Raw genomic sequence first — 26,442 nt, 5'->3', positions numbered from 1 at the left:
TAATACGCAAGGTGAGACGGGACTAGCTAAAACTGCTGATATACAGTGGTTTTAGCTAGTCCTTTTCTATTTTAATGATAAAGTAGGCTCAAGCGTTAATGTCCGGGGAGATGGTTTCTGCTTCGCTTTCAAGCTTTTATCAATGATTTCGAGAGCTGCTGAGGCAATTTCTGCCAGAGGCATCGCTATGCTCGGAATTGGGACAGGTAAATATGGTGCCAGAATATTATCGCAGCCGATCAATTCTATGTCTTCCGGGATTTTTTTCCCGATGCTAAGCAAAGCATTCTCCGCGCCGGAAGCTAAAATATCATTCCATGCGACAATAGCCGTAATTCCGGGATCTTCCTGAAGGGCTTTCAAAACACCGGCAGAGCCTGAACGCGGCGATATCTCCCTTGTGGTAATGATCGTCTTGTGGATGCTCATCTTCTTATAAGTATCAATAGCACGGGAAAAACCGAACAGACGCTTCCTTTCTTCGTTTGCTTTCTTGCCATATGCAAGATATAACAAATGAGTATGTCCCTGTTCCAGTAAATATTTGGTCGCCTCATAAGTTCCAAGGGAATTATCGACAAAAATCCGGTGAAATCCCTGACAGTCTGCAGTCCGCTCGAGAAAAACGACCGGTACCGAGCTGTTATTTAGGATTTGGCGACACTTCTGATTAAGAGAATCTGAAAGATACCCCATAATAATCAAAGCAGAAACCTCCATCTTAAGAAGCTCCGTAGCATGAAATGCCAATGCGTCATCGTCTAGGCTTTCCGCGGTGACTTCTACACAATAATATCCATGCAAAATGGCTGCTTTCTGAATGTGATGATATAAAGTCGGAAAATATGGACTTAGGGAATTATAGTTGGAAATTACGCCAATGACATTCTGGGATGTCTTTTTTCGATTTTTGACGGGATGTATATATCCCAGCTCAGAGGCTACATTTTCGACGTGTGCTTTCACGCCGTCGGCTACATAGCCGCTGCTGTTCATGACACGGGAAACCGTTGCGAGTGAGACATTCGCTGCATTGGCTACGTCCGACAACCGGATATTTGGCATATATCTTACCTCCATGAGTGTAAGTTTTGAAAATATAAATGTATTTTAACACAATTCAATTGAAAATAACATATGAAAAATACATGAAAATATATTTTATATATGAAAAATTTCATAAATGTAATGCATAAGTTTATCGAATAAAATTAGGAAAAAACGCCAATTGAAAAAAATGTATATATGGAATATGATAAGCAAATGACATATTTTTAGAATGTGTTAAATATGAAAAATTTCATTAAATAAAGGAAGAAAAATGAATAAAGTAAAGGTTGGAGTAATTGGATGCGGTATGATCAGCAAAGTTTATATGACAAATATGACTTCTGTATTTTCCGATTATCTGGATGTAGTTGCCTGCGCAGATATAAAACTTGAAGCGGCAGAGGCGTTAGCGGATGCTTATGGAATACAGGCATTATCAATGGATGATGTTCTATTACACCCGGAGATCGAGCTGATTGTTAACCTTACGATTCCAAGCGCACATTATGAAGTGGCGAAAAAAGCATTGCTTGCGGGTAAACATGTATATACGGAAAAACCGCTTGCAACGGAAGTAAAACAGGGAAAAGAATTGATTGCACTTGCAAAAGAAAAAGCATTAGTGCTGGCTTGTGCACCGGATACTTATTTGGGGGCAGGCTTCCAGACTTGCAAGCGGTTGATAGATGAGGGGCAGATTGGGAAGCCGATTGCTGCTTACGGATTTATGCTTGGCAGAGGCCCGGAAAGCTTTCATCCGAATCTGGCGTTTTTTTATCAGGCCGGCGGCGGACCGCTCTATGATATGGGGCCATATTATTTTACAACGCTTGCAGCATTATTTGGCCCCGCTTTGGAAGTTTATGGAACCGGAAAAAGAATTAGTGAAACGCGTAAGGTAAAAAGTGAAGCCTCGCCTCTCTATAACACAGATTTTCCTTGTGATGTCAATACGTTTGAGAACATCATAGTCCATTATCCGAATCAGGTTATGGCAAATATTACTACAACCTGGGATGTCCCGTTTCCGTATTGGGAATCGAGATTGCCGCAGATGATCGTATATGGGGATAACGGGTATATAGTAATACCGGATCCAAATACTTATGGCGGAGTTGCATCCTCGCCGTTTACACCGGAGCCGGGAAAGGTGATTTATATAAAAAAAGGAACGGAGCCGGAAAAAGAAATTGCGGTGGATCCTGGATATTTGACGAATAGCCGCGGTATTGGCCCTGCATCTATTGCCAGAGCGATCCGCAAAGGGAAAAGACCGGATGTCAGCGGGGAATTGGCGCTGAATGTCCTTGAAACAATGCATGGCGTAGAAGAATCATCTAGAACGAAAAAGAGTTACGAAATGCAGACTTCATTTGAACCATTGGAGCCATTTTATTTATTTGAGAAAGAGTAAAGGAGGAGATTGCGATGAAGTTTCGCCGAGCAATGCTTATAGAACCATACAAGTTTGATATTTTTGAGGTGGATGAAGAACCGGGTCCGGGACAAGTCCTTCTGAAAATTACGGGATGCGGATTATGTAATTGGGAGGTTGGATTCTTCCGTGGAGAATTGAATTTCCAAGGGTATCCGCATAAGCTGGGACATGAATTTTCCGGAGAGGTGGTTGCCCTCGGTCCGGGATGTTCAAAGCTTAAGATCGGAGATAAGGTCAGTGCGTTGGACCGGGGCTTTGGCGGCTTTGCCGAATACAGAGTAACGAGCGAACTGGTATGTGAAAAGCTGGAGGATCATATCGATCCTCGGTATGCAATGGGAGAACCCCAGAAGTGCATTGTTACCGTTATACGTGCCACAAAACCGGAATTTGGTGATTATGGTGTCGTGCAAGGCTGCGGGCCGATGGGAATGTGGTGCATACAAGGGATGGCCGGTAATCTTCTGGCAGGCTTGATCGCTGTGGATATTGATGATGAGAAGCTTGCCATGGCTAAAAATTTTGGAGCGACCCATACGATTAACAGTAAGACAGAAAATGTTGTGGAAAAGATAAAAGAAATTACGAAGGGACATATGGCAGACTTTGTGATAGAAGGAACCGGAGTACCCGCTTTACTCAATTCGGCACAGGACATGTTAAAGGCAGGACGAGGAAGCAGGCTCGTGTTGATGAGCAGCCACCATGACGTATGTAAGGAATTTGATTTTCGTAAAGCGGTCGATCGGGGATTGCAGATTATCGCTGCTCATCCGCCGTTTTCGGAGAATGAAAAAGATGATTTTGAAAGAGCAGTCAATATGATCAACAAAGGTATTTTCAAGAATGAAGAAATCATTACACACGAATTTTCGTTGGATGAAATTCAAAAGGCATTTGAAACATTGAATCAAAAGCCGGCAGACTTTATGAAGGGGATCGTTTTGCCGCAGAAGAAATGAGGGTAAGATAAATGATAGATTTAAAATCAAACCCGTTTTATCTTGATGACGATGCGATTGTCTGGGTAGAGGATACTCTTTCACATATGACGACGGAGGAAAAGGCAGGACAACTATTTTGCGTATTGATAAAAAAAGGAAACCAAGAAACGGTAGATTATGTAAATAATATTTTGAAGCCGGGCGGTTTTATGTATCGTGTAATGCCGGTACATGATGCAATCTGGACAAGTGAGACTTTAAGGAAGGGGTGTAAAGTTCCGCCCCTGATCGCTGCAAATATTGAGAAAGGAGGGAATGGGATTGTAGAAGAAGGAACCTGCGTAGGAGCGCCTATGGAAATCGCGGCAACAGACGATGTGGAAATGGCATCGAAAATGGCCGAGGTATGCGGGAGAGAAGCGGCTGCGGTAGGTGCGAACTGGGCATTTGCCCCAATTGTAGATATCGATAATAATTTTCGAAATCCTATCACAAATACACGTACCTTCGGCTCCGACCCCGAACGGGTGAAGGCCATGGGAAACGCTTATATTCGTAAGATTCAGAAACTGGGGATGGCAGCGGCCGCAAAGCATTTTCCGGGAGACGGACAGGACGAAAGAGATCAGCATTTGGTTACTTCTATTAATGATTGCGATTGCGATACATGGATGCAGACCTATGGAAGTATTTATAAGTCTGCAATAGCTGAGGGTGTGAAATCGATTATGGTCGGACATATTATGCAGCCGGCCTGGACCCGCAGATTAAATCCTCACATCCGGGAAGAAGAAATAATGCCGGGAACTTTGAGTCCGGAGCTGTTGCAGGGACTGTTGAGGGATATACTGGGATTTAATGGTTTGATATGTACAGATGCCACGACAATGGCGGGTTACATGCTGGCCATGGGAAGACGAAGAGCTGTGCCGGAGAGTATTGCAAGAGGATGTGATATGTTTTTATTTGCAAGAAATCTAAAGGAAGATTACAGGTTCATGCTTGACGGTATAAAAAAAGGAATCATTACGTCAAAGCGTCTGGATGAAGCCGTGACTCGAATCCTTGCAATGAAAGCAAGTCTGGGACTTCATAAAAAAGCAGAAGAATTGGATGAAGAGAAGGCAAAGAAAATCATTGGATGTAATCTTCATCAGGAATGGGCAAAAGAATGTGCCGATCAGGCGATTACGCTTGTAAAAGAGGAAAACGGTGTATTACCGATCACACCGGAGAAATATCCGAGAATTTTACTCTATTCTGTTGAGCCATCCGGGGAGGGCACTTCGATTTATAAAGTGAATCCGGCAAGCAGGAGAATAAAAGAGATGTTGCTTTCGGAAGGATTCCTTGTGGATGATTTTGTTCCGCAGGAATACGGAGAGGGATTTACAACATGCTATGAAGAAGTCATTCAAAGTTATGATTTGATGCTTTATATTGCAAATCTTGCAACAAAAAGTAATCAGACGGTCGTCAGAATTGAGTGGAAGCAACCGATGGGAGCTGATTGCGGACTGTATCTTAATGATGTGCCTACGGTGTTTGTATCGCTGGAAAATCCGTATCATCTTTTGGATTTCCCAAGGGTGAAGACATATATTAATTGTTATTCTGGAAATGACCATGTCCTTAAAGCACTAATAGAAAAACTGGCAGGAAAAAGTGAATTTTGCGGAAAAAGCCCGATAGATCCTTTTTGCGGAAAATGGGATGCTAAACTGTGATACTTCCGGTACATATTAGTGGTTTTCAGGAAAGAAGGAGAAACATGGAGAATAAAGAAAAACAAGTTTTTTTTGAAACTCAAAAGTTATATAAAAAATTTGGAGAAGTAACCGCGGTTAATGAAGTGAGCATGTCACTTCATTTGGGGGAGATCCGCGGACTGATTGGAGAGAATGGATCAGGAAAATCTACGATTTCCTCCATCATTAGTGCAATCTGTCCGGTGACTTCCGGTGAAATGTATTTATTTGGAGAAGCTTATCGGCCAAAAGATCCGGGAGATGCCAGAAATCATGGAATTTCAATGATCGTACAGGAAACAGGGACGATAGATACGCTTTCGGTGGCTGAAAATATTTTTCTGGGAGATGAAAAAAGATTTTTGCATCGAGGCATTATTGACCGGAAAAGAATGATCGCAGAAGCGAAAAAAGCCATGGAAAACATAGGGGTTACGGATGTTGATGTAACACAAACCATAGTAAGGTACAGCTTTGAAACGAGAAAACTCGTCGAGGTTGCGAAAGCGCTATATTATGATCCTACGTTGTTTATTATTGACGAGACAACGACGGCGCTCTCTCAGAACGGCCGGGATATTATCTATAGGATCATGAAGGAACAAAAGGAGCAGGGGAAAACAGTTCTGTTTATCTCACATGATTTACAGGAATTGATGGATCATTGTGATGCGCTTACCGTATTACGTGACGGTATTATTGTTGATACGATTGAGAAGGCGGGATTCGATGAAAACCGTATCAAGCATTCTATGGTCGGCAGAGAGTTAAAAGGTGATTATTATCGCAGCGATTACGATCCCGCTCATGAAGCGCAGGTTATGCTGAAGGTTTCTCACGCAACCAATGAGGATATAAAAGATGTTTCTTTAAAACTGCATCGTGGAGAAATTGTCGGAATTGCCGGATTGTCGGGCTGTGGAATGCATCAGCTTGGAAGAGTGATTTTTGGACTGGACAGACTGACGGAAGGGCAAATTCAGGCCGTTAAGGAAGAGTCGGAAGAAATGATTCCTATACGCAGTGTGGCAGATGCGCTCAGGAATCGCATCGGTTATGTCTCAAAGGACCGTGATAAAGAAGCGCTGGTTCTTCCCGCATCCATTAAAGATAATCTTGTTTTACCTGCATTGTCCCAATGGGATAAGATCATAACGCCTCGATCGGAACGAAAGTATGCGCATCAGCAGATTGACAGTCTGGCAATCAAGTGCTCTTCCATGAACCAGAGTGTAGGGGAATTGTCAGGAGGTAATAAACAAAAGGTTTCTTTTGGAAAGTGGATTGGAAATAAATCGAAGATTATTGTGATGGATAGTCCGACGCGAGGTGTGGATATCGGCGTAAAAAATACAATGTATCAGTTGATTTATAAGATGAAAAAAGAGGGATATGCGATATTGATCATATCGGAAGAAATGCCGGAATTGATTGGAATGTGTGACTCCATTCTTGTGATGAAAGACGGAGAAGTAAAGAAGCGTTTTGACAGATCCAGGGAATTAAGCGAGTCCCAAATCATCGAGTATATGATTTGATTGAGAGTGTATTGTATAGGAGTAGTAAATATATGAAAAAAGAAAATAAATCTCCGGCTGTATTTATACGGGGTAACAGAAATGCCATTGTCTGTTATGGAAGCCTGATTCTGGTCATTGCCCTTTTTACAGTGCTGACAGAAGGAAAAATCCTATCTTTATATAATTTAAAGAGTCTGGTTGGACAGATGAGTACTTTAATGATCATATCGGTAGGGATGATCTTCATGTTCGGCCACGGAACGGTAGACATTACCTCCGGTGCAGTAGGAGGGTTATGTACTCTGGCGATTACAGTTGTACTTAATAAAACAGAATCCGTTCCCGCGGCTCTTATTGCTGCGATTATGATATCGGTTCTATTGTATTGGTTTTGCTGGTTCGTAACTGCTAAGTTCGGATTGATGAGTATCATTTCTTCATTGGCAGTCATGTTTATTGCCAGAGGACTTGTTACTTACCTGTTATCGTTAAATGACGGGCGGATCAATATTCAAAATTATAATCTGATAGCACCATTTAAAAGTAACTTTTTGATTCCATTAGGTACTATGATTCTCATAGCTATTCTCGGAATAATACTATTTAATTATACAAAGCTGGGAAAATATGTGAGAGCGATAGGAGACAATCCCCTGTGTGCAGAGCAGAGCGGAGCAAATGTAACAAGAATTAAATTCTGGTGCTATACGATTGCTGGATTCTGTGTAGGGACCGGGAGCATCTTTCTGCTGGCAAGGGCTGGAAATGTGAGCAAAAATATCGGTTCCGGATTAGAAATGGATGTAATGGTTGCGGTGATTCTGGGAGGGATGAATCTGAACGGAGGTGCCAAGAGCCGCATAAGTGCTGCTATTGCGGGAACAATTACGTATGCTTTGCTATCCAACGGTCTGACAATTGCCGGGGTTTCTCAAGTATATATTTCTCTTATAAAGAGCCTCATATTTATTTGCATTATCGGAATGACTCTGAGACAGAAAAAATCAATTGCGGAAATGCCGAGATAAAGGAAAAAGTTAAGATTTTATCAATATAAGCAAATCAATGAGGTGTGGATTTTAACGAACACCTATATAAACAAAATAATAAAGGAGAAAGTAAATTATGAAAAGGAAAGTATTAAACATTTTAATGTCGGCGGCTGTCATTGCTTCTATGCTTGCAGGATGCGGCGGAACTTCTGCATCTTCACCGGATAGCTCGTCTTCGTTTGACAGCGCATCTACATCCGACAGCGCAACAACGTCTGACAGTGAAGCCGAATCAGACACTGCAGAAACCGAAAACGGAGAAACCTATAAAATTGGTGTCATTATGTATCAGTGGACAGATGCGCAAGGTGCTAACATACAGAATTATTGCAACTATCTGCAAGAAAATATGAATGTGGAATTTCAGTTTGAGTCAACATTTTATGATGACGACGCGCAGGTCTCTTGTGTAGAGAATCTAATCAGCGCGGGCTGTGATGCAATCATTAGCGGATATGATACAAATATTATTGCGGCAATGAACACATGTGATACTGCAGGAGTATATTATGCAGTCGCTTTGGATCATATTACGGAAGATGATTTTGCGGGCAGTGCTCCCGGACAATATTTTCTGGGCGGAACAAAGCAGTTTGGCGGAAATCTTGGTGGCCTGGGTGAAAAATATGCGGAAGCAGTAATCGCTTCCGGAATTGATAATATTGGAGGAATTTCATTTCCTGCATGGGCATTTTCCGATGCGCCGGAAATTTATACGGGATTCCAGAATGCGTTGAAGACCGCTGGGTTAACAGTGCAGGATCTTTCATTTTCCTCCGGATTTACAGCAGAAGAGGTAAAGAGTGCAACACAGACATTAATTAATGAAAATTCAGATATACAGGCAATCTTTGGAATGAGCTCCGGTTTGGATTATGTATATCCGGCATTGCAGGATACCAATGTAAAGCTGATCTCTATGGGATATGATACCTCCGTGAAGAGCTTAATGGAAAATGGCAGCTTAATTGCGGCAGGCAACAATAATCATACTCAGGCAATTGCAAGCTGTGTTGCAAGGATAATCAACGCACTGGAAGGAAATAGCTATTCTGACGCAGAATCCGGTGCTTATAATGAAGGCAGTATCGTAAATGGCGTTGCAGGCTATCCTGTGATCGGCAATCTGGAAGCGTTAGAGGATTATGAGACTTATGTGGTGGCAGAAGATGGAAGTAAGGGAAGTGTGACAGTCGAAGAATTAAAGAACTGTATTATCTCTATCAATTCAGAAGCAACGCTTGCTGATTTGAATACGCTGACCAACCGTACGGTAGAAGAAGTAAAAGAGTTAAGATAATTATTACTTCAATTCTTGTGCTGTGGATTCCTCTGCAGCACAAGAAAAGTGAAAGGGCAAAAATTTATGAATATATCCAAAGAACGAGTAAAAAACCATTGTATGACCTTTCTTTTCCCTATAGGAATGTACGCCGTTTTTGCGTTGATCAGTCTTTTGGTCGGAAATCAGTTCTTTTTTACTTCGTATACATTAAATGGAATTTTTCAGGATAGTGTATTGACTACAGTAGTCGCATTGGCGATTGCTATTCCGCTTTCCGGCGGAAGATGGGATTTTGGTCCGGGTGCCATCGCACTATTGGGGGCGATTATTGGATGCAATATCGGGATGAGCCTCCATCTGAATGTTTTTGGAATTTTGTTGCTTTGTATTGTATCCTGTATGGTTCTGGCTTTTGTGGAAGGAGTACTATATGTAGTGCTTAAAGTTCCCAATATGATCATTTCTTTGGGAATTGTCATGTTGTATGAGTCTTTGAGCGGAATGCTCAATAATGGGCTGGGAGCAAATATTTTTGCAAATGATGCAGATTACACCACGCATATATTATCGGTTTCAAAAGCCCCATTGTGCTATATACTTCTGCTTCTGGTTATGATAATTGTACATTTTCTGCTTTATAAGACAAAGTTCGGATACGATACAAGAAGTCTTGGAGCCCATGCGAAACTGGCGGTAAATTCAGGTGTACACGAAAAGAAAAATATTCTTCTGACTTACCTGTTAGTTGGATTTTTGCTGGGAATTGCAGCAATGTTAAATGCTTGCGGAGGGAAAATCGAGCCTGCATCCAATTTAAGCTCTACAGCGCTGATGTTTTCTTCGATGGCGCCGGTCCTGATCGGTCTGTTTCTTGCAGAGTACAGTAACATGCCGTGGGGAATTTTTATGGGTGCGGTAGGTATGGAGGTATTCAGCTACGGTATGAATTCGTTTGGCGTGGACGGTTCGCTTCAGACGATAGTGACAGGTATCGTATTGGCATTTATTATGGCTTACATCAACGATAAAGATAAAGTAAAGAATTTTATTTTAAACTTATTTATGCGAAAGGAGCTGGGCAAGCATGAAATCTGAGGTATTTGCATTATTAGAGGGCTCTGATGCAACATTGACGACATATATTCTGGATAATGAGGAATACGGAAGGAAAGATACGGTCAAGCCTGCAATGCTCATAAGTCCGGGCGGCGGATACACAGAAGTTTCTCAAAACGAGGGTGAGCCGGTCGCTCTTGCCTTTGCGGCAGAAGGGTACCATGCCTTTGTATTGAAGTATTCCGTGAAAATAGAACATCCATTTCCGCAGGCCTTGATGGAGCTGGCGGCGGCAATGAAACTGATCCGGTCACATGCAAAAGAATGGCTCATTGATCCGGAACATATCTCTGTTGCAGGATTTTCTGCAGGCGGACATCTTGCGGCCAGTTTGGGAGAATGCTATTTTGAACCATTTTTGACAGAGGCATTAAGGTGCTCGGCGGAAGATATTAAACCGAACTCCTTAGTGTTAGGGTATCCGGCTTTTAGTCTGAATCCGGTGCGTGAGGGAGAGGAAATGCCGCAATATTTGATCGATCTCATTGAACAGGGGTTGATGATGGATTTTAGAGGTCCTAATATCCGCCAGATTTTGACGGGAAAGCTGGATTATACGGAAGCGGAATTGGAAAGGGTTAATTTATTAGAGCATGTCTCCTCCAAGATGCCGCCGCTTTTCATTTTCGGATGTTTTGCGGATATGGTGATTCCTGTCAATGATTGGCTGGCGATGGCAAACTTATGCAAAGAGAAAAATGTACCATGTGAGCTGCACATTTATGCAAATGGCTGTCATGGACAGGGATTATATAAAAAGCATTGTTCAGATGAGAATGCATGGGCAGGAAATCATATGGATAAATGGTTTGAAAATGCATTACTATGGCTGGAGGAAATTAAATGAATAAAAAAGCAGTGATTTTTGACTTGGATGGAGTGATCTGTTCCACGGACAAGTATCATTATATCGCATGGAAAGCTATGGCGGATTCAATACAGGTTTATTTTGACGAGAACATTAATCACAGACTTCGCGGAGTCTCAAGAATGGAAAGCCTGGAAATTATTTTAGAACGAGCAAAGAGGGAGTTTACGGAAGAAGAGAAAATACAGCTTACAGAAAAGAAAAATCAGATCTATCAGAAAATGTTAAATCAGATGTCAGAGTCAGATTTGTCCGGTGAGGTATGGAATACATTGAAGCGATTGAAGGAGAGTGGGATTTTGCTTGCAATCGGTTCCTCCAGTAAAAATACAAAATTAATTCTTGAACGTCTCGGCTTGAAAGATTTCTTTGATATAGTTATAGACGGTAACGATATTTCAAATTCAAAGCCTGATCCGGAAGTGTTTCTTAAGGCAGCAGACTCGTTAGGTGTGCCGGTGGAGGAATGTCTGGTGGTAGAAGATGCGAATGCCGGTATTCAGGCAGCGTATGCAGGGGGATTTCAGACGGTTGGCGTACAGGAAGCCGCCGGCAACGAACATACAACATTTCCGGTAAAACATTTTGATGAGATTATTAAGCTGATAGAAGCGTAGAGATGAATATTTGTGGTCCTGTCTGGAGTCTCGTCCCGGAACATATATGCGGCGCTTAGTACATATACATAAGAAGAAAACAATGATAAGAGGCAGGCATTTGCGCTTTAAAATTGGACTTCGGGAATGCGCAGCGCTGGGAATTCTGGCGGCGGCAGCGTTTCTGTTTTTATATGTCAGGGATTACGGAGAAGATAAAAAGGCGGCAGTCTTAACTATGTCCCGGAAGGAGATATTGAGATCGGCGCTGGATGAGAAAGAAGATAAGGGAAAGGTTGCGCTGACCTTTGACGACGGACCTCATCCGTATTATACGGAACAGATATTGGATGGGCTTAAGCAAAGAGGTATTAGGGCCACTTTTTTTGTGACTGGAATGAATGCGGAGAAATATCCTAAGATTATTCAGAGAATGTACGAGGAAGGGCATGTAATAGGAAATCATACGTTTTACCATACCCAGCTGACCAAACGAAACCGGAAGGAGTTTAAGGAGGAGCTGATACGTACCAACGAGGTCATCAGTAAGATTACACGAGAAGATGTGATTTATGTCCGCCCGCCCTACGGGAGCTGGGATAAGAATTTTGAAACAGAGCTTAATATGTTCCCGGTGCTTTGGACGGTAGACCCTCTTGACTGGTGTTCTACAAATGTGGCATGTATTACGGAGAATGTGGTGAAGAAGGTAGAGGAGAATGATATTATCCTGATGCACGACTATTATCCTTCTACCGTTACCGCGGCACTGAATATAGTAGATGAACTGACGGAGGAGGGTTATAGCTTTGTGACGGTGGAGGAGATCCTGTTTGATTAACAGAAGAGGAGGGAGCGTTTTTTAAAAAATCAAGAAATCAGCAGAAAAAGATATAAAGAGAGAGAGCGCATAGTAATGAAATCATGCGCTCTCTTTATTTATTTTATCCTATTATGCAGATAAGGCGTATCTTATTTCTCTTTTTCCGGAATATTGCCTTTGCCATAGTATGCCAGGAGGTAAAGATCCTCTAATTCAGATACAAGAGGAAGTCTGGGGTTAGCTGTTGTACATTGGTCACCGAAGGCCAGATCGGCAAGTCCAGAGAGCTTGTAGAGGAAGTCTTTTTCATCGATTCCGTATTCTTTTAAGTTATTAGGAATTTCCAAATGCTTATTGAGATCTTCCACTTCTTTTGCCAGCATTTCTACGGCTTCAGCGTTATTTTTCGGATTCCTTCCTAATTTTTTCATCAATTCAAAAATCTTATCACCTACGATATAACTTTCATATTTCGGGAAGGATGTAACCTTAGTGGGGCAATCAACACCATTGTATCGTATTACATGGGGCAATAAAATTGCATTTGCACAACCGTGAGGAATATGATACTCGCCGCCCAGTTTATGAGCCAGAGAATGGTTAATTCCAAGGAAGGCATTGGTAAATGCCATACCGGCAATAGTTGAAGCATTATGCATCTTCTCGCGTGCGATAGGACTCTGTGCCCCCTTGTCATAAGACTCTCTTAGATACTTGAATACTAAATCAATTGCATGAATTGCCAGTGCATCGGTATAATCGGATGCTATCACTGAGATATATGCCTCAATTGCATGGGTAAGTACATCCATACCGGTCCAGGCGGTTGATTTCTTGGGGACGGTCATAACAAAGTCAGGGTCTATAATTGCAATATCAGGTGTCAACTCATAATCTGCCAGAGGATATTTCTTATTTTCCTGTTTATCCGAAATAACAGCAAAGGAGGTGACCTCCGATCCTGTTCCGGAAGTAGTCGGAATTGCTACAAATTGTGCCTTCTTACCTAAGGCAGGGAATTTATAGGTACGTTTACGGATATCTAAAAACTTCAAGGACATATTCTTGAAATCTGCAGTCGGATCTTCATAGAATAACCACATGCCCTTAGCTGCATCAATAGCGGAACCGCCGCCCAGTGCAATAATTACGTCGGGCTTGAACTTATTCATTTCCTCTACGCCTTTTAAGATAGTATTAAGGCTCGGATCAGGCTCAACCTGGTCGAAAATCTCACTGTGTACATAATCGGGACGCTTTCTTAATTGATATAATACCTTGCTGACATAGCCCAATTGGGTCATAGACGGGTCAGTTACGATAAATGCCTTTGTTATGTCAGGCATTTTTGATAAATATGCGGTTGAACCGGACTCAAAATATATTTTACTGGGTACCTTAAACCATTGCATATTATTCCTCCTCTTTGCTACGCGTTTATAGTTTACCAGATCGACAGCGGATACGTTATGGGTAGTGGAGTTACCGCCGTAAGAGCCGCAGCCTAAGGTAAGAGAAGGCATATTTGTATTATATAGATCACCGATCGCACCATGTGTGGAAGGTGAATTTACGAGGATACGGCCGGTTCTCATTCGAGAAGAGAAGGTCTTAATGACATCATCATTATTGGAATGGATGACAGAGGAATGGCCCAGGCCGCCAAGTGCGATCATCTTCTCACAAAGCTGGAGACCCTTCTCCAGATTCTGAGCTTTAAGTACTGCGAGTACGGGGGAAAGCTTTTCTTTGGACAAAGGGTACTGCGGACCAACTCCGTCTAACTCCGTACATAAGATCTTGGCGTTTACAGGAATGCTGATTCCGGCCAGCGCTGCAATATCGAACGGTGATTTCCCAACAATGTCAGGATTAACGGCACCGGTTGCTTTATTGATTACCACGGGCTCCAGGAGCTTAATCTCTTCTTTGGTGGCGAAGTAGCAGCCATCCTTCTTCATCAGATCCACAACTTCATCATATACGGGAGCCTCGATAATTACCGCCTGTTCGGAAGCACAGATCATGCCGTGATCAAAGGATTTAGATAATATCAGATCATTTACGGCACGCTTTAAGTTGGCGGTTTTTTCAATAAAGCAGGGAACATTGCCAGGACCTACACCAAGGGCGGGCTTTCCGCAGGAATAAGCCTGCTTAACCATTCCGGATCCTCCGGTAGCCAGAATCATAGATATATCGGGATGATTCATTAGTTCTCTGGTAGCATCGATGGAAGGATATTCGATCCATTGTATACAGTTTTTGGGAGCACCGGCCTTGACAGCTGCCTCATATAAGGTTTTTGCGGCTTCCTTGGAGCATTGCTGGGAACTGGGGTGGAAACCAAAAATAATCGGGTTTCTGGTCTTTATACAAGTTAAGCATTTGAACATGGTAGTGGAGGTGGGGTTTGTAACAGGAGTAACACCGGCAACGATACCTACCGGCTCAGCCACGATCATGTAATCCTCTTCTTCATTATCTTCAATAATACCAACTGTTTTTTGATATTTGATAGAATGCCATACATATTCTGTTGCAAAAATATTTTTTGTAATCTTATCTTCGTAGATTCCTTTTCCGGTTTCTTCTATTGCCATTTTAGCAAGTACCTGTTGCTTTGCGAGTCCGGCAAGAGCCATCTCATGAACTATATTATCAACTGTCTCTTGATCCAGGGACAAGAAATCATTTAGTGCACCGATTGCGTTTTTCACTAATTGATCGACATGCTCCTTGGGGGTGGGTTGCTGTAATTTATTAGACATAGATATCCTCCTTTTTAATTGTTAAAAAATTAACAAAACGGTTATGTGATGAATATAACAGAAAAAAAGGTATTTGTAAATAGATTTGTTAAAAAAATAACAATTAAAAATCTATGAGTTTCCTTTTGTTTTATATAATAACTTTTCTGATATAAAAATATTTATATTAGATGTAAAAATAGTGGTACAAGAAGTTCACGGCAGAACATTTTGACGAGTTTCGTTGTTTAAGGTTGACAAATGAGTTTAACTGTGTTTCCTGGATATAGAACATAAAAAACACTTCTAAAGAATGGGCGTTCCTTTTCTTTAGAAGTGTTTTGCTTATGAATGTTAATGGACTTAATTCATGTATGAAATGGGAATGACCGAGTAAGAGATTGTTCCATATAAGCAGTCGGGGTCAGTCCATAATATCTCTTGAATACAGAAATGAAGTGCTTTGTACTGACAAATCCCACCTTTTCTGCAATGGAATATACCTTATCGCCGGGATTTTGCCGCATCATTTGTACAGCTTGTTCCATGCGTATTTTTAACAAATACTTAGAATAAGACTGTCCAAGGTTTTTATGAATCAAGTCACTTAGATAACAACTGTTCACACCGATTTCATCTGCAATGAGGGAAAGGCTCAGCGGTTCGTCATAATGTTTTAAGATATAATTTGTTGCAAGATTTACAATCTGGTTAGTTTCGGACAGCATTCTTCTGTTATTAGGAGAATTCAACCGGGATACGGTATGGCATAAAGCGTTGAAGATATCATCTTTTCGATATTCTGAATGCGGCATGAGCTGTTCTACATGCATTGTCAGTTCTTTATAAGCCCCATTGATATAATGAGCTTTGATATTAGAACGGCTGCATATATAGCGAATAAGATAAGAACCACTCCGCAGCATTGTAGAGAGTGTTATCGGCTTTTTAAACAAGTTGCAGAAGCTCTGTATACTGAAGTATAAATGCTCTGTGTCATTTTTAAGATAATCTTCATATATTTTTGAAGAAATCTGATTGAGCTGATTAATAAAGCCTTCTTCTTCCAAATAACTCTCATAAAAGATAGGATTGGAAAAATTCTTTAATGTAAGCGCCAGCGTGTCATAAGCACTCATCGCAGAGAGTGGGGCGTCCATAATATCCGAAAAGTATTTTCCGCACGCAATTGTAATTTTGGGAAGCTTGTTGGAAGCGAATTCGTCCTGTAAATCACAACAGATTTTTGTAATGCTCTCTTGTAATGCCGAAAGTGTATCTTCGCTAAAAAAAAGCAGAACGCAGGAGTGATTGTCATAGACGGATACAATATTATTTTCAATACAAAATGACTGACAGATTTTGTATAACTTCAGATGATGGGTGGTCAGATCATAATTGTTTTCGTGAAGAAGCATGAGGTTTAATTCATCAATTGTAAATAAGACAAGACAAGCATACTGCTTCATAAAATTAAGCGATCTGTCTTCTATTGCTTCATAAAGCGTATATACTTGATTGGTATTTCCTTCAATGATGCTCAAAAGAAACGCAGAAAAAACATCTAAAGATGTCATTTCTTTATCTTGTCCGGAGGATATCGGCATCAAGTTTTTCTGATTGCCGTCAAGGGATTCTTTGACATTCATCAATACGTCATAAAGGTTATCGTCATTAAGCGGCTTTAAAAGATATTCTGTTACCTGGTATTTAATGGCGGTACGCGCATATTCGAAATCATTATAGCCGGATATAATTACTATTTTTGTTTCAGGTGCGGTTTCATAGATAAATTTGCACAAGCTTAATCCGTCCATGGCCGGCATACGGATATCCGTGATGACCAAATCAAAGTGACGGTGTTTTAAAAGATCCATAGCTTCAATGCCGTCGCAGGCAATTCCTGTTATCTGATAAGAAGGACAGATGGCCGTTATATTGTTAGCAAGATAAGAACGCATCAATTGCTCATCATCTACAATCAGAATATTATACAAAGTCTTTTTCCTCCTTTCCGTCAAGCGGAATAGACACTGTAATAGTCGTTCCTTCTCCCAAAATTGAATTAAGGAAAATCTGAGAGGAAGTCCCAAACTTGATTTTCAGTCTTCTTTGGACATTTAATAGGCCGATACTGTTGTCGATGGTCTGATGATTGTCCCTCGCATCATTATCTGATGCAAAATTTTGCCGGAGTTCTTCTAATTTATCAGGAGCAATTCCCAATCCGTTGTCTGAAACAGTAATTAGAAGCATGTTGTTATTACGATATGCATGGATACGGATATGCATAGGGGTACGCGTTTCTTCACAGCTGTGTTTCACACAGTTTTCTACGAGAGGCTGTATGGTCAGAGCGGGAATTTGCGTTTGTAATAATTTTTTATCGATCTCGATGGAAAAAGACAATTTTTCTCCATAGCGAATTTGCTGAATCTGTAAATAAGCGCGTACAAGCTGCAGCTCTGTACTTAAAAAAATATCTTTATCGACATTCATAACACCTCGTAAAAAGAGCGATAGATTTTCAATGCTGTCAATTGCTTTCTCATATTCGTTGCATTTGATAAGAAGACTGATGGTATTTAACGTATTATGGATAAAATGCGGTTTAATCTGGTTACATAGTGCTTCATATTGGGAGGATTTATGGAGATACTGCATTTCGTATACCTGCGTTACGAGGGCGGTATTCCGGTTTATGACACTGTTAAGATTTTGAAGCATTCTGTTAAAGGATTTGGCGAGATATCCGATTTCGTCATCATTAATAAGGGGTACTTGAACAGATAAATCACCTGTTTGAACTACTTTCATGGTTTCAACAATAGAAAACAGAGGAGTAAAAAATTTCCGTAAAAAGATGAATAATCCGGCCAAAGCGGCGATCAAACAGAGGATAACCAGTAAAAAGGTAGTGGTAATACTTTTTAAGGTAGACAAAATGATATCCTGATAAGAATTCAAGGCGATAATCTTCATTCCCGCTTCATTCAGGCTGATTATATTCAATATATATCTGTTCCCGTCAGCTGCTTTTATAATATTTCCGGTAGCATTGGATTGTACAGCGAAAGGTATTAACTCTTGAGAATCCAGAGCAGGAAGTTTGTTCTTAGAGTAAACGATATGGTTGTCATTCGTTATAATGTATAGTGCACCTCTATGCTCGAACTCAACCTTTTCACAAAGCGATTTGATGACAGAATAGTCGGTGTCGACCTTTACGACTCCAAGGACCTGTTTATTGTCTTCTTTGCTTCGAATGCGGCGTGCAACAGATAATATGGAGGTTTCTTTATTACCAAATGCTTTTTCTGAGTGTATAGGGATATAGATAGGTGTTTTGGACTGTAATGCCTGCTTGTACCAGTCGGTATCCTGATAAACGTCATAGTCTTCCATTTCATAAGGAGTTCTCGTATAGGAATAAATTTCATTATCAGTAAGGATATAAACCCTCAGTATTTCATTTCTGGGCAATGTCATTACCGAGGAGAGAAAAGATTCTATTTTCCTTTTTTTATTTAGCCTTTCTTCCGTAGTAGAGGGAAGAGAAACAAGCTCTCCCATAATATCGTCATAATAATAAGGAGAGAGTGTAAGCCGGTAGAGTTCATCGATATAATTATTGATATTTGTTCCCAGCTGTTCAATGATCTGCTGTGTCTGGCTTGCGGTCTGCTCAATCATTTGCTCTGAATGCCATCTATAATTCACATAAGAAACGAGTGAGACCAGACCAATACTGAATAAGCATAAAAAAAGCATTAATTTAAATTGGAAGCTCAGTTTTCTTGCGGTATTAAGCAATTTCATAACACGCTCTCTTTCTTTTCTTTTTTTATTATAATATAAGAAAAAAGGTAATTCAATTGATTGGAAGGAATATCTAAAAAACTGGGTATCTCACCTAAAGATTGCGGTATTCCAAGGTAAGGTCTAAGATGCTATGCTTTATTTAACAGATAAAGCAAAGGAGGATATAGCATGAAAAAGCAAAAAGTATTAGCATTAACAATGGGAATTGTACTGGCATTCGGAAGTCTGAGCGGGTGCGGTTCGGTCAATTCTGTTCCGGCAACAGATCAGACAGACGGAAATCAGCAGGCCAATGAGCAGAACGTTGAAACAGAGGTGGGAAAAGAGGATTCTTCAGAAAAAGTAAAACTAACACTCTTCACAGGAAAAATTGAAACCATAGATGTGATGAATGAAATCATAGATGATTTCAATGCCTCACAGGATCGGATTGAAGTTACGCAGGAATATCAGAAGGATGCAAGCAATATCATTAAAATTAAATTTGCATCCGATGAAGTACCAGATATTATGACAACGTATGAACAGGGATTTGTAGATGAAGGAAAGTATCTGGATTTATCGGAGTATGATGAATTGTGGAGCAGACTTTCTCCATCGATTAAAGAAGCTTGTACGGACATCAAAACAGGAAATCAATATCGAATTTGCACGAATATGACAATGGCAGGATTTTTTTACAATAAAGAAATTTTTGATGAATTAGGACTGGAGATGCCGGATAACTGGGACGACTTTGAAGTCCTGTTAGAAACGATCAAAACAGAAAAACCTGATGTGACACCGTGGTTTATTTTTGGAAGCGAGGCATGGCATCTTGGACATTTGATCGAATTTATTCCCCACGGTTATTTGAAATCAACGCTTGGAACTGTGGAAGCCAAAAAAGCAATGCTGGATAATGACAAGGAAAAGCTTCGATTTGGGGAAGCAGACGGGCCTATGGCGGTATTTGGACAGAAGATGCTCGATTTGCAGAGCAAAGGGCTGGTCAATCAGGATGTGCTGACTGCGACAAGCGATAACTGTGTTCAAGACTTTGTGTCCGGCAAGGCAGCGATGCTAAGTAACGGAATGTGGGTTATTTCCAGTATATTGGAAGCGAATCCGCAAATGCAGGATAAGATCGGCTTTGCGCCGTATCCTGCCTATATGCCTGATTCCGAACCGGTAGTTTTAAGCGCGGAGGACTCCGGTTATTCTATCTCGGCAACAACCGAACATAAGGAAGAAGCGATTGAGTTCCTTAACTTTTTATTCCTTGCAGAAAATCAGCAGAAGTATAGTGAGGCAGCCAAAGCGCCGAGTGCTTTTACTGATGTGGATGCAAAATGGGCGCCGGATACGATTGTAGCGGAAGTAAACAGTGCATTGGAGGAAGCGGTTAATATTGGATTTACCAATGAAAAGCCGGCAGGATTTTCAGGAGATGATGCTGGAAGAATGGTACAGGAATTACTGGCGGGACAGTATACTGCCGAAGAATTTGCCAAAGCATACGAAAAAAGCTGGGACGATGGAATGGTAGTATCTGAATAAATAATAGAGGCAGAGCTGTGGCAGCGGCAATAAAGTGCGGATGCAGCAGCTCTGTTTTTAGAAAAACAGTAAATATGCTTAGTGGCAGCGCACGGTTAGGAGCAGTATGACAAAGAAAAAAATTGGATTACATACATTTATGGCATTTCCGGCCTTTTTTCTTTTTTCGGTATTTTTTCTTTATCCTCTCTGTAAAGGGATTGGAATGAGTCTGACGGATTGGGACGGAATAAGAACGGCGAAATTTATAGGGATTCAAAATTTTATCAGTTTTTTTTCTGATAAAAGGGCAATGACGGATATCAGGACAACAGTCTTGTTCGCGTTAGGCAGTGCCCCGTTACTGAATATCATAGGCCTTGGATATGCATTGCTTATGAATGGTAAATTCCGGGGTAAATCTATGGCGAGAATGTTTATTTATATGCCTGCGATCATCAGCCCGCTGATTATGGGATATATTTGGTATCTGCTATTACAGCCGGGCCGGGGCTTTGTTTACCATGCGTTAGATAAGATAGGAAAGGCGGAATTATTCGGTAATTGGCTGGGAAGTTATTGGACGGCAATGCTGGTTCTCATTTTGGTAAATGTCTGGCAATATGCGGGGATGACAATGGTTATTTATCTGGCGGGACTGCAAAGTATTCCGGCGGATTTGTATGAGTCGGCACAAATAGACGGGGCAACGGGGCAGCAAAGTTTCCGCTATATAACGCTGCCGCTTCTGGGACCATCTATTAGAATTAATGTTGTAACAAACATTATTGGCTCCCTTTCCGTATTTGATATTGTGATGTCCTTGACAGGAGGAGGACCCGGCTATAATACGGAGACTTTAAGCATATATATTATGCGCATGTGTTATGGAAGCAAAACAGGATACTCGACGGCAGTGGCGATTATCATGTTTTTCATTATTCTTGTACCGGTTGTGATTGCTCTGCGGCTAACAAAGGAAAAGAGCGAATAAGACTATAATTAAGTACGGATTTGAAGTTAGGAGGCAGTGTGAAAAAATTATATTTACTAATCAGATATCTATTAATTGCGTTTGTTTGCGGGGCATGCCTGACTCCGTTTCTGGTGTTGCTGATTCTATCCTTAAATACACCAAAGCGAAATTTTTACGAAGGAAATATGTTTATTCCGGATTTTTATTTTAAAAACTTTGTGGAGGGGTGGCATAAATCAAATATCGGACGGGCAATGATTAATTCAGGGATCATTACCATCGTATCCGTTGTTTTAATTGTGGCATTGGCTGCAATGGCAGGATATGCGATAGCGCGCTTCGGGAATAAAATAAATATGCTCATTTATAGTATCCTGCTGGGTTGTATGATGATTCCGGGCATTATTAATACAGTTCCTCTGTATACCTTAATGATAAAGATAAAAGCGGTAAATACGTTATGGGGAATGGCATGTGTTTGTGCTACGCTGGCCCTTCCGCAGGCAGTGTTTGTGTTTACGGGATTCGTCAGGTCGCTTCCTAAAGAAATAGAGGAAGCAGCAATCATTGACGGCTGTTCTTACACGAAAGTATTTTGGAGGATTATTTTTCCGCTTTTGAAGCCTTCTATTTCAGCGGTGGTTATACTAAATGGTTTCGGGATATGGAACAATTACTCACAGGCGGTGTTTTTCTTGCAGGACAGCAGCAAACATAATGTTCCGCAAGCATTATCGGTATATTTTCAGCAATTTGCAGGAGCGAAGTGGAACTTAATGGCAGCAACTGCTGTAATAGCAATTATACCTGTGGTTACCGCATTCCTGATTTTCCAGAAAAATTTAATGAAGGGGCTTACAGAAGGTGCGTTAAAAGGATAGATATAGAAGCTGCAGAGGCGGTAATTGATTGAAAGGAAAAAGACAGGAAAATGCAAATGTATGATATTTATCCGGTCAAAGCACAATATCTGACAGATGAGGAAGTGAACATAGCCATTGAAACTAAGAGTTTACAAGCTGAGGAAGTTACGCTGAAAGTTTTTCATTTGGAAGATTGTATTTTGACCCAAAAAGTTGTTTTGAATATTTCGGGACGGTCACATACAGCCTATGTCAAGATAGGAAGCTATCAGGAAAAAGTATCGGGGTTTGGCGTCCAGTTGTGGAAAAAAGAAAAATTATTGTGTTCCACCGCCTTTGATGTGGTAGCACATCCTTCCAAATCGCTGAGGTATGGTTTTTTAAGTGATTTTACGAAGGAGGATGGAAAATCAGAAGAGGATATATCTAATTTGAGAAAATTTCATATTAATATGGTACAGTTTTATGATTGGTCATATCGACATGACAATCTTGTTTCAGAAGAAGAAAACTATACGGATATGATGGGAAAGAAGATATCGATGGATACCGTAAAAGAAAAAATTGCGGCAGCGAAAAAATATGGCATGAAACCGATGGCTTATGGAGCAGTTTATGCGGCGTCCGGCGATTTTTATGAGAAGCATCCAGACTGGGCTTTTTATACGAGTGCAGGGGAAGTGTTCCGGTTTATTGATGTTTTTTATATTATGAATATTACGAAGAAATGTCCATGGCACAGGCATATTGTAAATGAATACCGTAAGGCGGTAGAAGAAGTCGGATTCTCAGGAATTCATATGGATACTTACGGGTTTCCGAAAACTGCATACTCCAGATATAATGGGACACAGGAATTGATATATTTGAAAAATGAATTTGCTTCTCTGATTAACTCTGCAAAAAAAAGTCTGAACGAAGTGGAAAAAGATAATTATCTGGTTTTTAATAATGTGGGAAATTGGCCGGTGGATACGGTTGCGAAAGCAGATTTACAGGCAATTTATGTCGAAGTATGGAGTCCTTATGAGAGATATTTTCATATCAAGCAGATTATAAGGGAAGCGCAGAAAGTAAATACCAAAGATCTGCCGGTTATTTTAGCAGCATATCTGGAACCTTTTCGTCTGGACAGTCAGGAAAGAGCAGGATTTGCGGCATATATACTGATGGCAGCTATTGTCTCAAACGGAGCGTATCATCTGCTCCTGGGAGAAGAAAACGCAGTCTTGACACAAGGCTATTATAGTGATTATTCTTATCTGACCGATGAGCAAAGCCATAAAATGCGCCATTATTATGATTTCATGATAAGATACATGGAGTTATTTTATGACAGGAGTTTAGAGGATGTTACGATGACTCACATAGGTTGGGATAATTATGAGTACCAGTGCGGATTTTCAAATTGGAGCAGTTATGCAGAGACGGATAAGATCTGGCTTACAGTTAGAGAGAACGCAAAATATAAGACAATCAGCCTGATAAATCTTTGCGGATGCAAGGAGGATTACTGGAATAAGGGAAAAGAAGAACCCGAACTGCAAAAGGAACTTTTGTTTACCGTACATGTAGATGGAGAGGTCAAAGGAATTTTTGCGGCCAGCCCAGACTGGGAGGATGCCTCTATGTACCCGGTTTCATACTGCTATAGAGAAACTGAAAAAGGAAGGTTTGTTGAATTTACGGTTGCCTCTCTTGCTGTTTGGGAGTTTGTTGTGATTCGTTTATAAAAACATCAGGTCTGAAGCTGTTCGGGGAACCAAATTATTGACCGGGAATGCGGGGCTGCGTATTGAGAGCAGCCCCGTATTCCCTGTTTATCCTTATAGGAAAGTACGTCCTATAAGATAAAAGCCCTTCGGGCAGGATGCGCAGCTTGGCGCGCGGAACAAAAGCTGTGCTTACGGAAGTTCTTGGTCGCGAGAGTGTGCGGAGCACACTTTTGTTCCAATATATTTGCTGTTCTGTTTAGAATTAGATATTGACTTATCAGATCGAAGCGATAGACAGCTCCAGACGGCGCTCGCCTGTCACCTTGGTGTTTCCGCTGGCGGTTACTCGGATGGTATTATAGTGTGCTGGATCGCCATAATCCTTTTCATATCCGTTATCATCATAATAATCGTAGGAAGCCGTATCTGTTACATAACCCAAAAGTTTCAGGGATATGCCGGATATTTCTGTAATATTCTCCCCTCCGTCTGACAAAGGGATAATACAATTAGGGCGCAGAAAGAAAACAACCGTATCCAAAGGAATTGTTACATAGTGGTCCCCGGCGGGTAATAGCTCGGTATCATAATCCTTCAGGCTTCTCATGCGTATCATGCGCATATTTTCAGGCAAATAAACGTAACGTCCGCTAACATTTTGTTCATATACAGGTGCTATCATCAACTCATCAGAAAGCATAAGCTGGTCTTCAATCTGTGCGGCACGTGAATCCTTCGGATAGACAAACCGCAGCGGTCTGAAGAGCATTTTGTTTTTTAAGGAAGCCTTTACATATTCGCTGTAAAGATACGGAAGCAGTCCGTAGCGAATCATTAAAAGATTGCGGAAGACATCTGATTTTTCAAATTGATATACTTCCTGTTCCCTTGTACCCAATGCGGAATGATTTCGCATAAGAGGAGTAAATATGCCGAGTGCAAGAAAGCGTAAAAGTAAATCTTCTGTAGTGTTTTCCCCAAAACCGCCCAAATCAGCGCCGGTATATAAAAATCCACACATATTCAAAGAGGGAAGCATCTTTAGATTCAAAAGAACATGTCCCCAGATGGACATATTATCACCCGTCCAGATGCCTCCGTAACGGTGCATCCCTACATAGGAGGAACGTGAAAAAATAAGGATACGTTTTTCGGGGAGTAATTCTTCAAAGGCTTCGGAAGCTGAGCGGGTCATATTGTATCCATACAAATTATGCACCTTATCGTGACGGAGTAATTTCCCGTCTGCATTATGATAAAAAGAACGATAATCTTCGTCTGCATTAGAAAGGCCTTCCATTTTGCCTTTCAGCTCGAAAAAATCATCTACCCCTAAATTTCGTCCGCAGTAATCGCCCAACTCTTTTAGCGTATTCGTAAGGCGTTCCGGGGTATAAAAAATAGCCGGTTCATTCATATCGTTCCAGAAACCATCAATGCCTTGCTTTAATAAGGTGTTATACTGCAGACCGAACCAGCGTCTTGCTGCAGGATTTAAAAAGTCGGGGAAACAGACGTGTCCGGGCCAAACGGCTGCCGTAAAATCAGTACCATCCTCTTTTTTGCAGAAATAGTTATTATGGACACCCTCTTCATATACGGAATATCCCTCTTCTATTTTGACTCCGGCGTCAATGATGGGAACCAAATGAATTTTTTCCCGCTTCATTTCTTCTACAAAGGAAGGAAAATCAGGAAAGCGGTTTTCGTTCACGGTAAAGTCCTTATAATTATCCATGTAATCGATGTCCATATATACGCTGTCGAGCGGCAAATGTTCTTCCCGGTGTCTGCGGACTACAGTGCGGATATCCTCCGCATTCTTATATCCCCAGCGGCTCTGGCCATAACCCAGGGCCCATTTAGGTGCGATATAGCTTTGGCCAATTAGTTGGCGGAACTGTGTAACGATATCATTAATATCGTCGGATTCAATAAGGTATATATCGAGATTATTGTCTTGGGGGGTAATAACTAACCGATTGGATGAAGTGTAACCGATATCAAAGGTAAGGCGTGCCGGATAGTCAAAAAAGACACCGAACAAATCTTTTTTTCCATCAATTATAAGAAAATTATGAACTCCATATAAGGAACGCTTGTTTTCTGCGTGATTACAGTCATCGGAGGCATAGCTTTCATAAATCCATCCTCTTTTATTGATTCCGCGAACGGCTTCACCGAGACCGTAAATCAGTGTATCCTCCTCCATCTTGTACAAAAAGGAACCAGTCTCTGGCGAGGTAAAATATGGCAGCGCATCCATGCTGGAGGGGATAGTGGCGATAACAGCATCTGTGGAAAGGGGATTTCCAAAAGTAAATTTACGAATCATAGGTAACTCCTTCTATAAATAGT

The 26,442-nt window shown here is 41.1% G+C and carries 19 protein-coding genes; 14 read left to right on the top strand and 5 right to left on the bottom strand.

Annotation, left to right across the window (positions count from 1 at the left end; translation table 11 throughout):
* Window positions 1–66 precede the first annotated feature (66 nt).
* Complete coding sequence (locus tag V6984_RS15505) at window positions 67–1,065, bottom strand: LacI family DNA-binding transcriptional regulator (RefSeq protein WP_342756514.1); 999 nt, start codon at window positions 1,063–1,065, stop codon at window positions 67–69.
* Window positions 1,066–1,321: 256 nt separating this feature from the next.
* Between V6984_RS15505 and V6984_RS15500 the strand changes: the two genes are divergently transcribed.
* The 10 genes from V6984_RS15500 (at window position 1,322) to V6984_RS15455 (ending at window position 12,458) form a co-directional block, all read left to right on the top strand.
* Window positions 1,322–2,464, top strand: a complete 1,143-nt coding sequence (locus V6984_RS15500) for a Gfo/Idh/MocA family oxidoreductase (RefSeq protein ID WP_342756513.1) — start codon at window positions 1,322–1,324, stop codon at window positions 2,462–2,464.
* 14 nt (window positions 2,465–2,478) lie between these two features.
* Window positions 2,479–3,450, top strand: coding sequence for a zinc-dependent alcohol dehydrogenase (locus V6984_RS15495; RefSeq protein ID WP_342756512.1), 972 nt, complete (start codon window positions 2,479–2,481; stop codon window positions 3,448–3,450).
* Window positions 3,451–3,461: 11 nt separating this feature from the next.
* The gene (locus V6984_RS15490; protein WP_342756511.1) at window positions 3,462–5,159 is read left to right on the top strand and encodes a glycoside hydrolase family 3 protein; all 1,698 of its coding nucleotides are present in this window, start codon (window positions 3,462–3,464) and stop codon (window positions 5,157–5,159) included.
* Window positions 5,160–5,203: 44 nt separating this feature from the next.
* Window positions 5,204–6,718 (top strand): sugar ABC transporter ATP-binding protein, encoded by a 1,515-nt coding sequence (locus V6984_RS15485; protein ID WP_342756510.1) that lies wholly within the window; start codon window positions 5,204–5,206, stop codon window positions 6,716–6,718.
* 32 nt (window positions 6,719–6,750) lie between these two features.
* Window positions 6,751–7,728, top strand: a complete 978-nt coding sequence (locus V6984_RS15480; RefSeq protein ID WP_342756509.1) for an ABC transporter permease — start codon at window positions 6,751–6,753, stop codon at window positions 7,726–7,728.
* A 97-nt stretch (window positions 7,729–7,825) separates the two neighbouring features.
* Window positions 7,826–9,052, top strand: coding sequence for a sugar ABC transporter substrate-binding protein (locus V6984_RS15475; RefSeq protein ID WP_342756508.1), 1,227 nt, complete (start codon window positions 7,826–7,828; stop codon window positions 9,050–9,052).
* Between the two features lie 66 nt (window positions 9,053–9,118).
* Complete coding sequence (locus V6984_RS15470) at window positions 9,119–10,132, top strand: ABC transporter permease (RefSeq protein ID WP_342756507.1); 1,014 nt, start codon at window positions 9,119–9,121, stop codon at window positions 10,130–10,132.
* The gene (locus tag V6984_RS15465; protein WP_342756506.1) at window positions 10,122–11,000 is read left to right on the top strand and encodes an alpha/beta hydrolase; all 879 of its coding nucleotides are present in this window, start codon (window positions 10,122–10,124) and stop codon (window positions 10,998–11,000) included. The genes V6984_RS15470 and V6984_RS15465 overlap by 11 nt, the downstream gene beginning before the upstream one ends.
* A complete protein-coding gene (gene pgmB / locus V6984_RS15460) occupies window positions 10,997–11,638 on the top strand; it encodes a beta-phosphoglucomutase (RefSeq protein ID WP_342756505.1) in 642 nt (213 codons plus the stop codon). The genes V6984_RS15465 and pgmB overlap by 4 nt, the downstream gene beginning before the upstream one ends.
* Before the next feature lie 100 nt (window positions 11,639–11,738).
* Window positions 11,739–12,458, top strand: coding sequence for a polysaccharide deacetylase family protein (locus tag V6984_RS15455; RefSeq protein ID WP_342756504.1), 720 nt, complete (start codon window positions 11,739–11,741; stop codon window positions 12,456–12,458).
* A gap of 131 nt (window positions 12,459–12,589) precedes the next feature.
* Here the strand turns inward: V6984_RS15455 and adhE are convergent, their stop codons facing one another.
* The 3 genes from adhE to V6984_RS15440 form a co-directional block, all read right to left on the bottom strand.
* On the bottom strand, window positions 12,590–15,211 hold the full coding sequence (gene adhE, locus V6984_RS15450) for a bifunctional acetaldehyde-CoA/alcohol dehydrogenase (RefSeq protein WP_342756503.1): 2,622 nt from the start codon (window positions 15,209–15,211) through the stop codon (window positions 12,590–12,592).
* Between the two features lie 347 nt (window positions 15,212–15,558).
* Window positions 15,559–17,187, bottom strand: a complete 1,629-nt coding sequence (locus tag V6984_RS15445; RefSeq protein WP_342756502.1) for a response regulator transcription factor — start codon at window positions 17,185–17,187, stop codon at window positions 15,559–15,561.
* Window positions 17,180–19,009: a cache domain-containing sensor histidine kinase gene (locus V6984_RS15440; protein WP_342756501.1), complete on the bottom strand. Its 1,830-nt coding sequence runs from the start codon at window positions 19,007–19,009 to the stop codon at window positions 17,180–17,182. The genes V6984_RS15445 and V6984_RS15440 overlap by 8 nt, the downstream gene beginning before the upstream one ends.
* A gap of 171 nt (window positions 19,010–19,180) precedes the next feature.
* On the opposite strand from V6984_RS15440, the gene V6984_RS15435 reads away from it, so the two are divergent.
* The 4 genes from V6984_RS15435 (at window position 19,181) to V6984_RS15420 (ending at window position 24,102) form a co-directional block, all read left to right on the top strand.
* Entirely contained in the window at window positions 19,181–20,551 is a 1,371-nt protein-coding gene (locus V6984_RS15435; protein WP_342756500.1) for an ABC transporter substrate-binding protein, read from the top strand.
* Window positions 20,552–20,657: 106 nt separating this feature from the next.
* Window positions 20,658–21,524 carry a sugar ABC transporter permease gene (locus V6984_RS15430; protein ID WP_342756499.1) on the top strand — a complete coding sequence of 289 codons (867 nt, stop codon included), beginning with the start codon at window positions 20,658–20,660 and terminating at the stop codon, window positions 21,522–21,524.
* 38 nt (window positions 21,525–21,562) lie between these two features.
* Entirely contained in the window at window positions 21,563–22,387 is an 825-nt protein-coding gene (locus V6984_RS15425; RefSeq protein ID WP_342756498.1) for a carbohydrate ABC transporter permease, read from the top strand.
* A 56-nt stretch (window positions 22,388–22,443) separates the two neighbouring features.
* Window positions 22,444–24,102 carry a glycoside hydrolase family 66 protein gene (locus V6984_RS15420; RefSeq protein ID WP_342756497.1) on the top strand — a complete coding sequence of 553 codons (1,659 nt, stop codon included), beginning with the start codon at window positions 22,444–22,446 and terminating at the stop codon, window positions 24,100–24,102.
* A 259-nt stretch (window positions 24,103–24,361) separates the two neighbouring features.
* On the opposite strand, the gene V6984_RS15415 is transcribed toward V6984_RS15420, so the two are convergent.
* Complete coding sequence (locus V6984_RS15415) at window positions 24,362–26,419, bottom strand: glycoside hydrolase family 31 protein (RefSeq protein WP_342756496.1); 2,058 nt, start codon at window positions 26,417–26,419, stop codon at window positions 24,362–24,364.
* Window positions 26,420–26,442: the final 23 nt, after the last annotated feature.

This window comes from Kineothrix sp. IPX-CK (assembly GCF_039134705.1).
Lineage (GTDB): Bacteria > Bacillota > Clostridia > Lachnospirales > Lachnospiraceae > Kineothrix > Kineothrix sedimenti.
The sequence above is the reverse complement of the archived record's forward strand: the minus strand, read 5'-3'. Positions and strand labels throughout refer to the sequence as shown.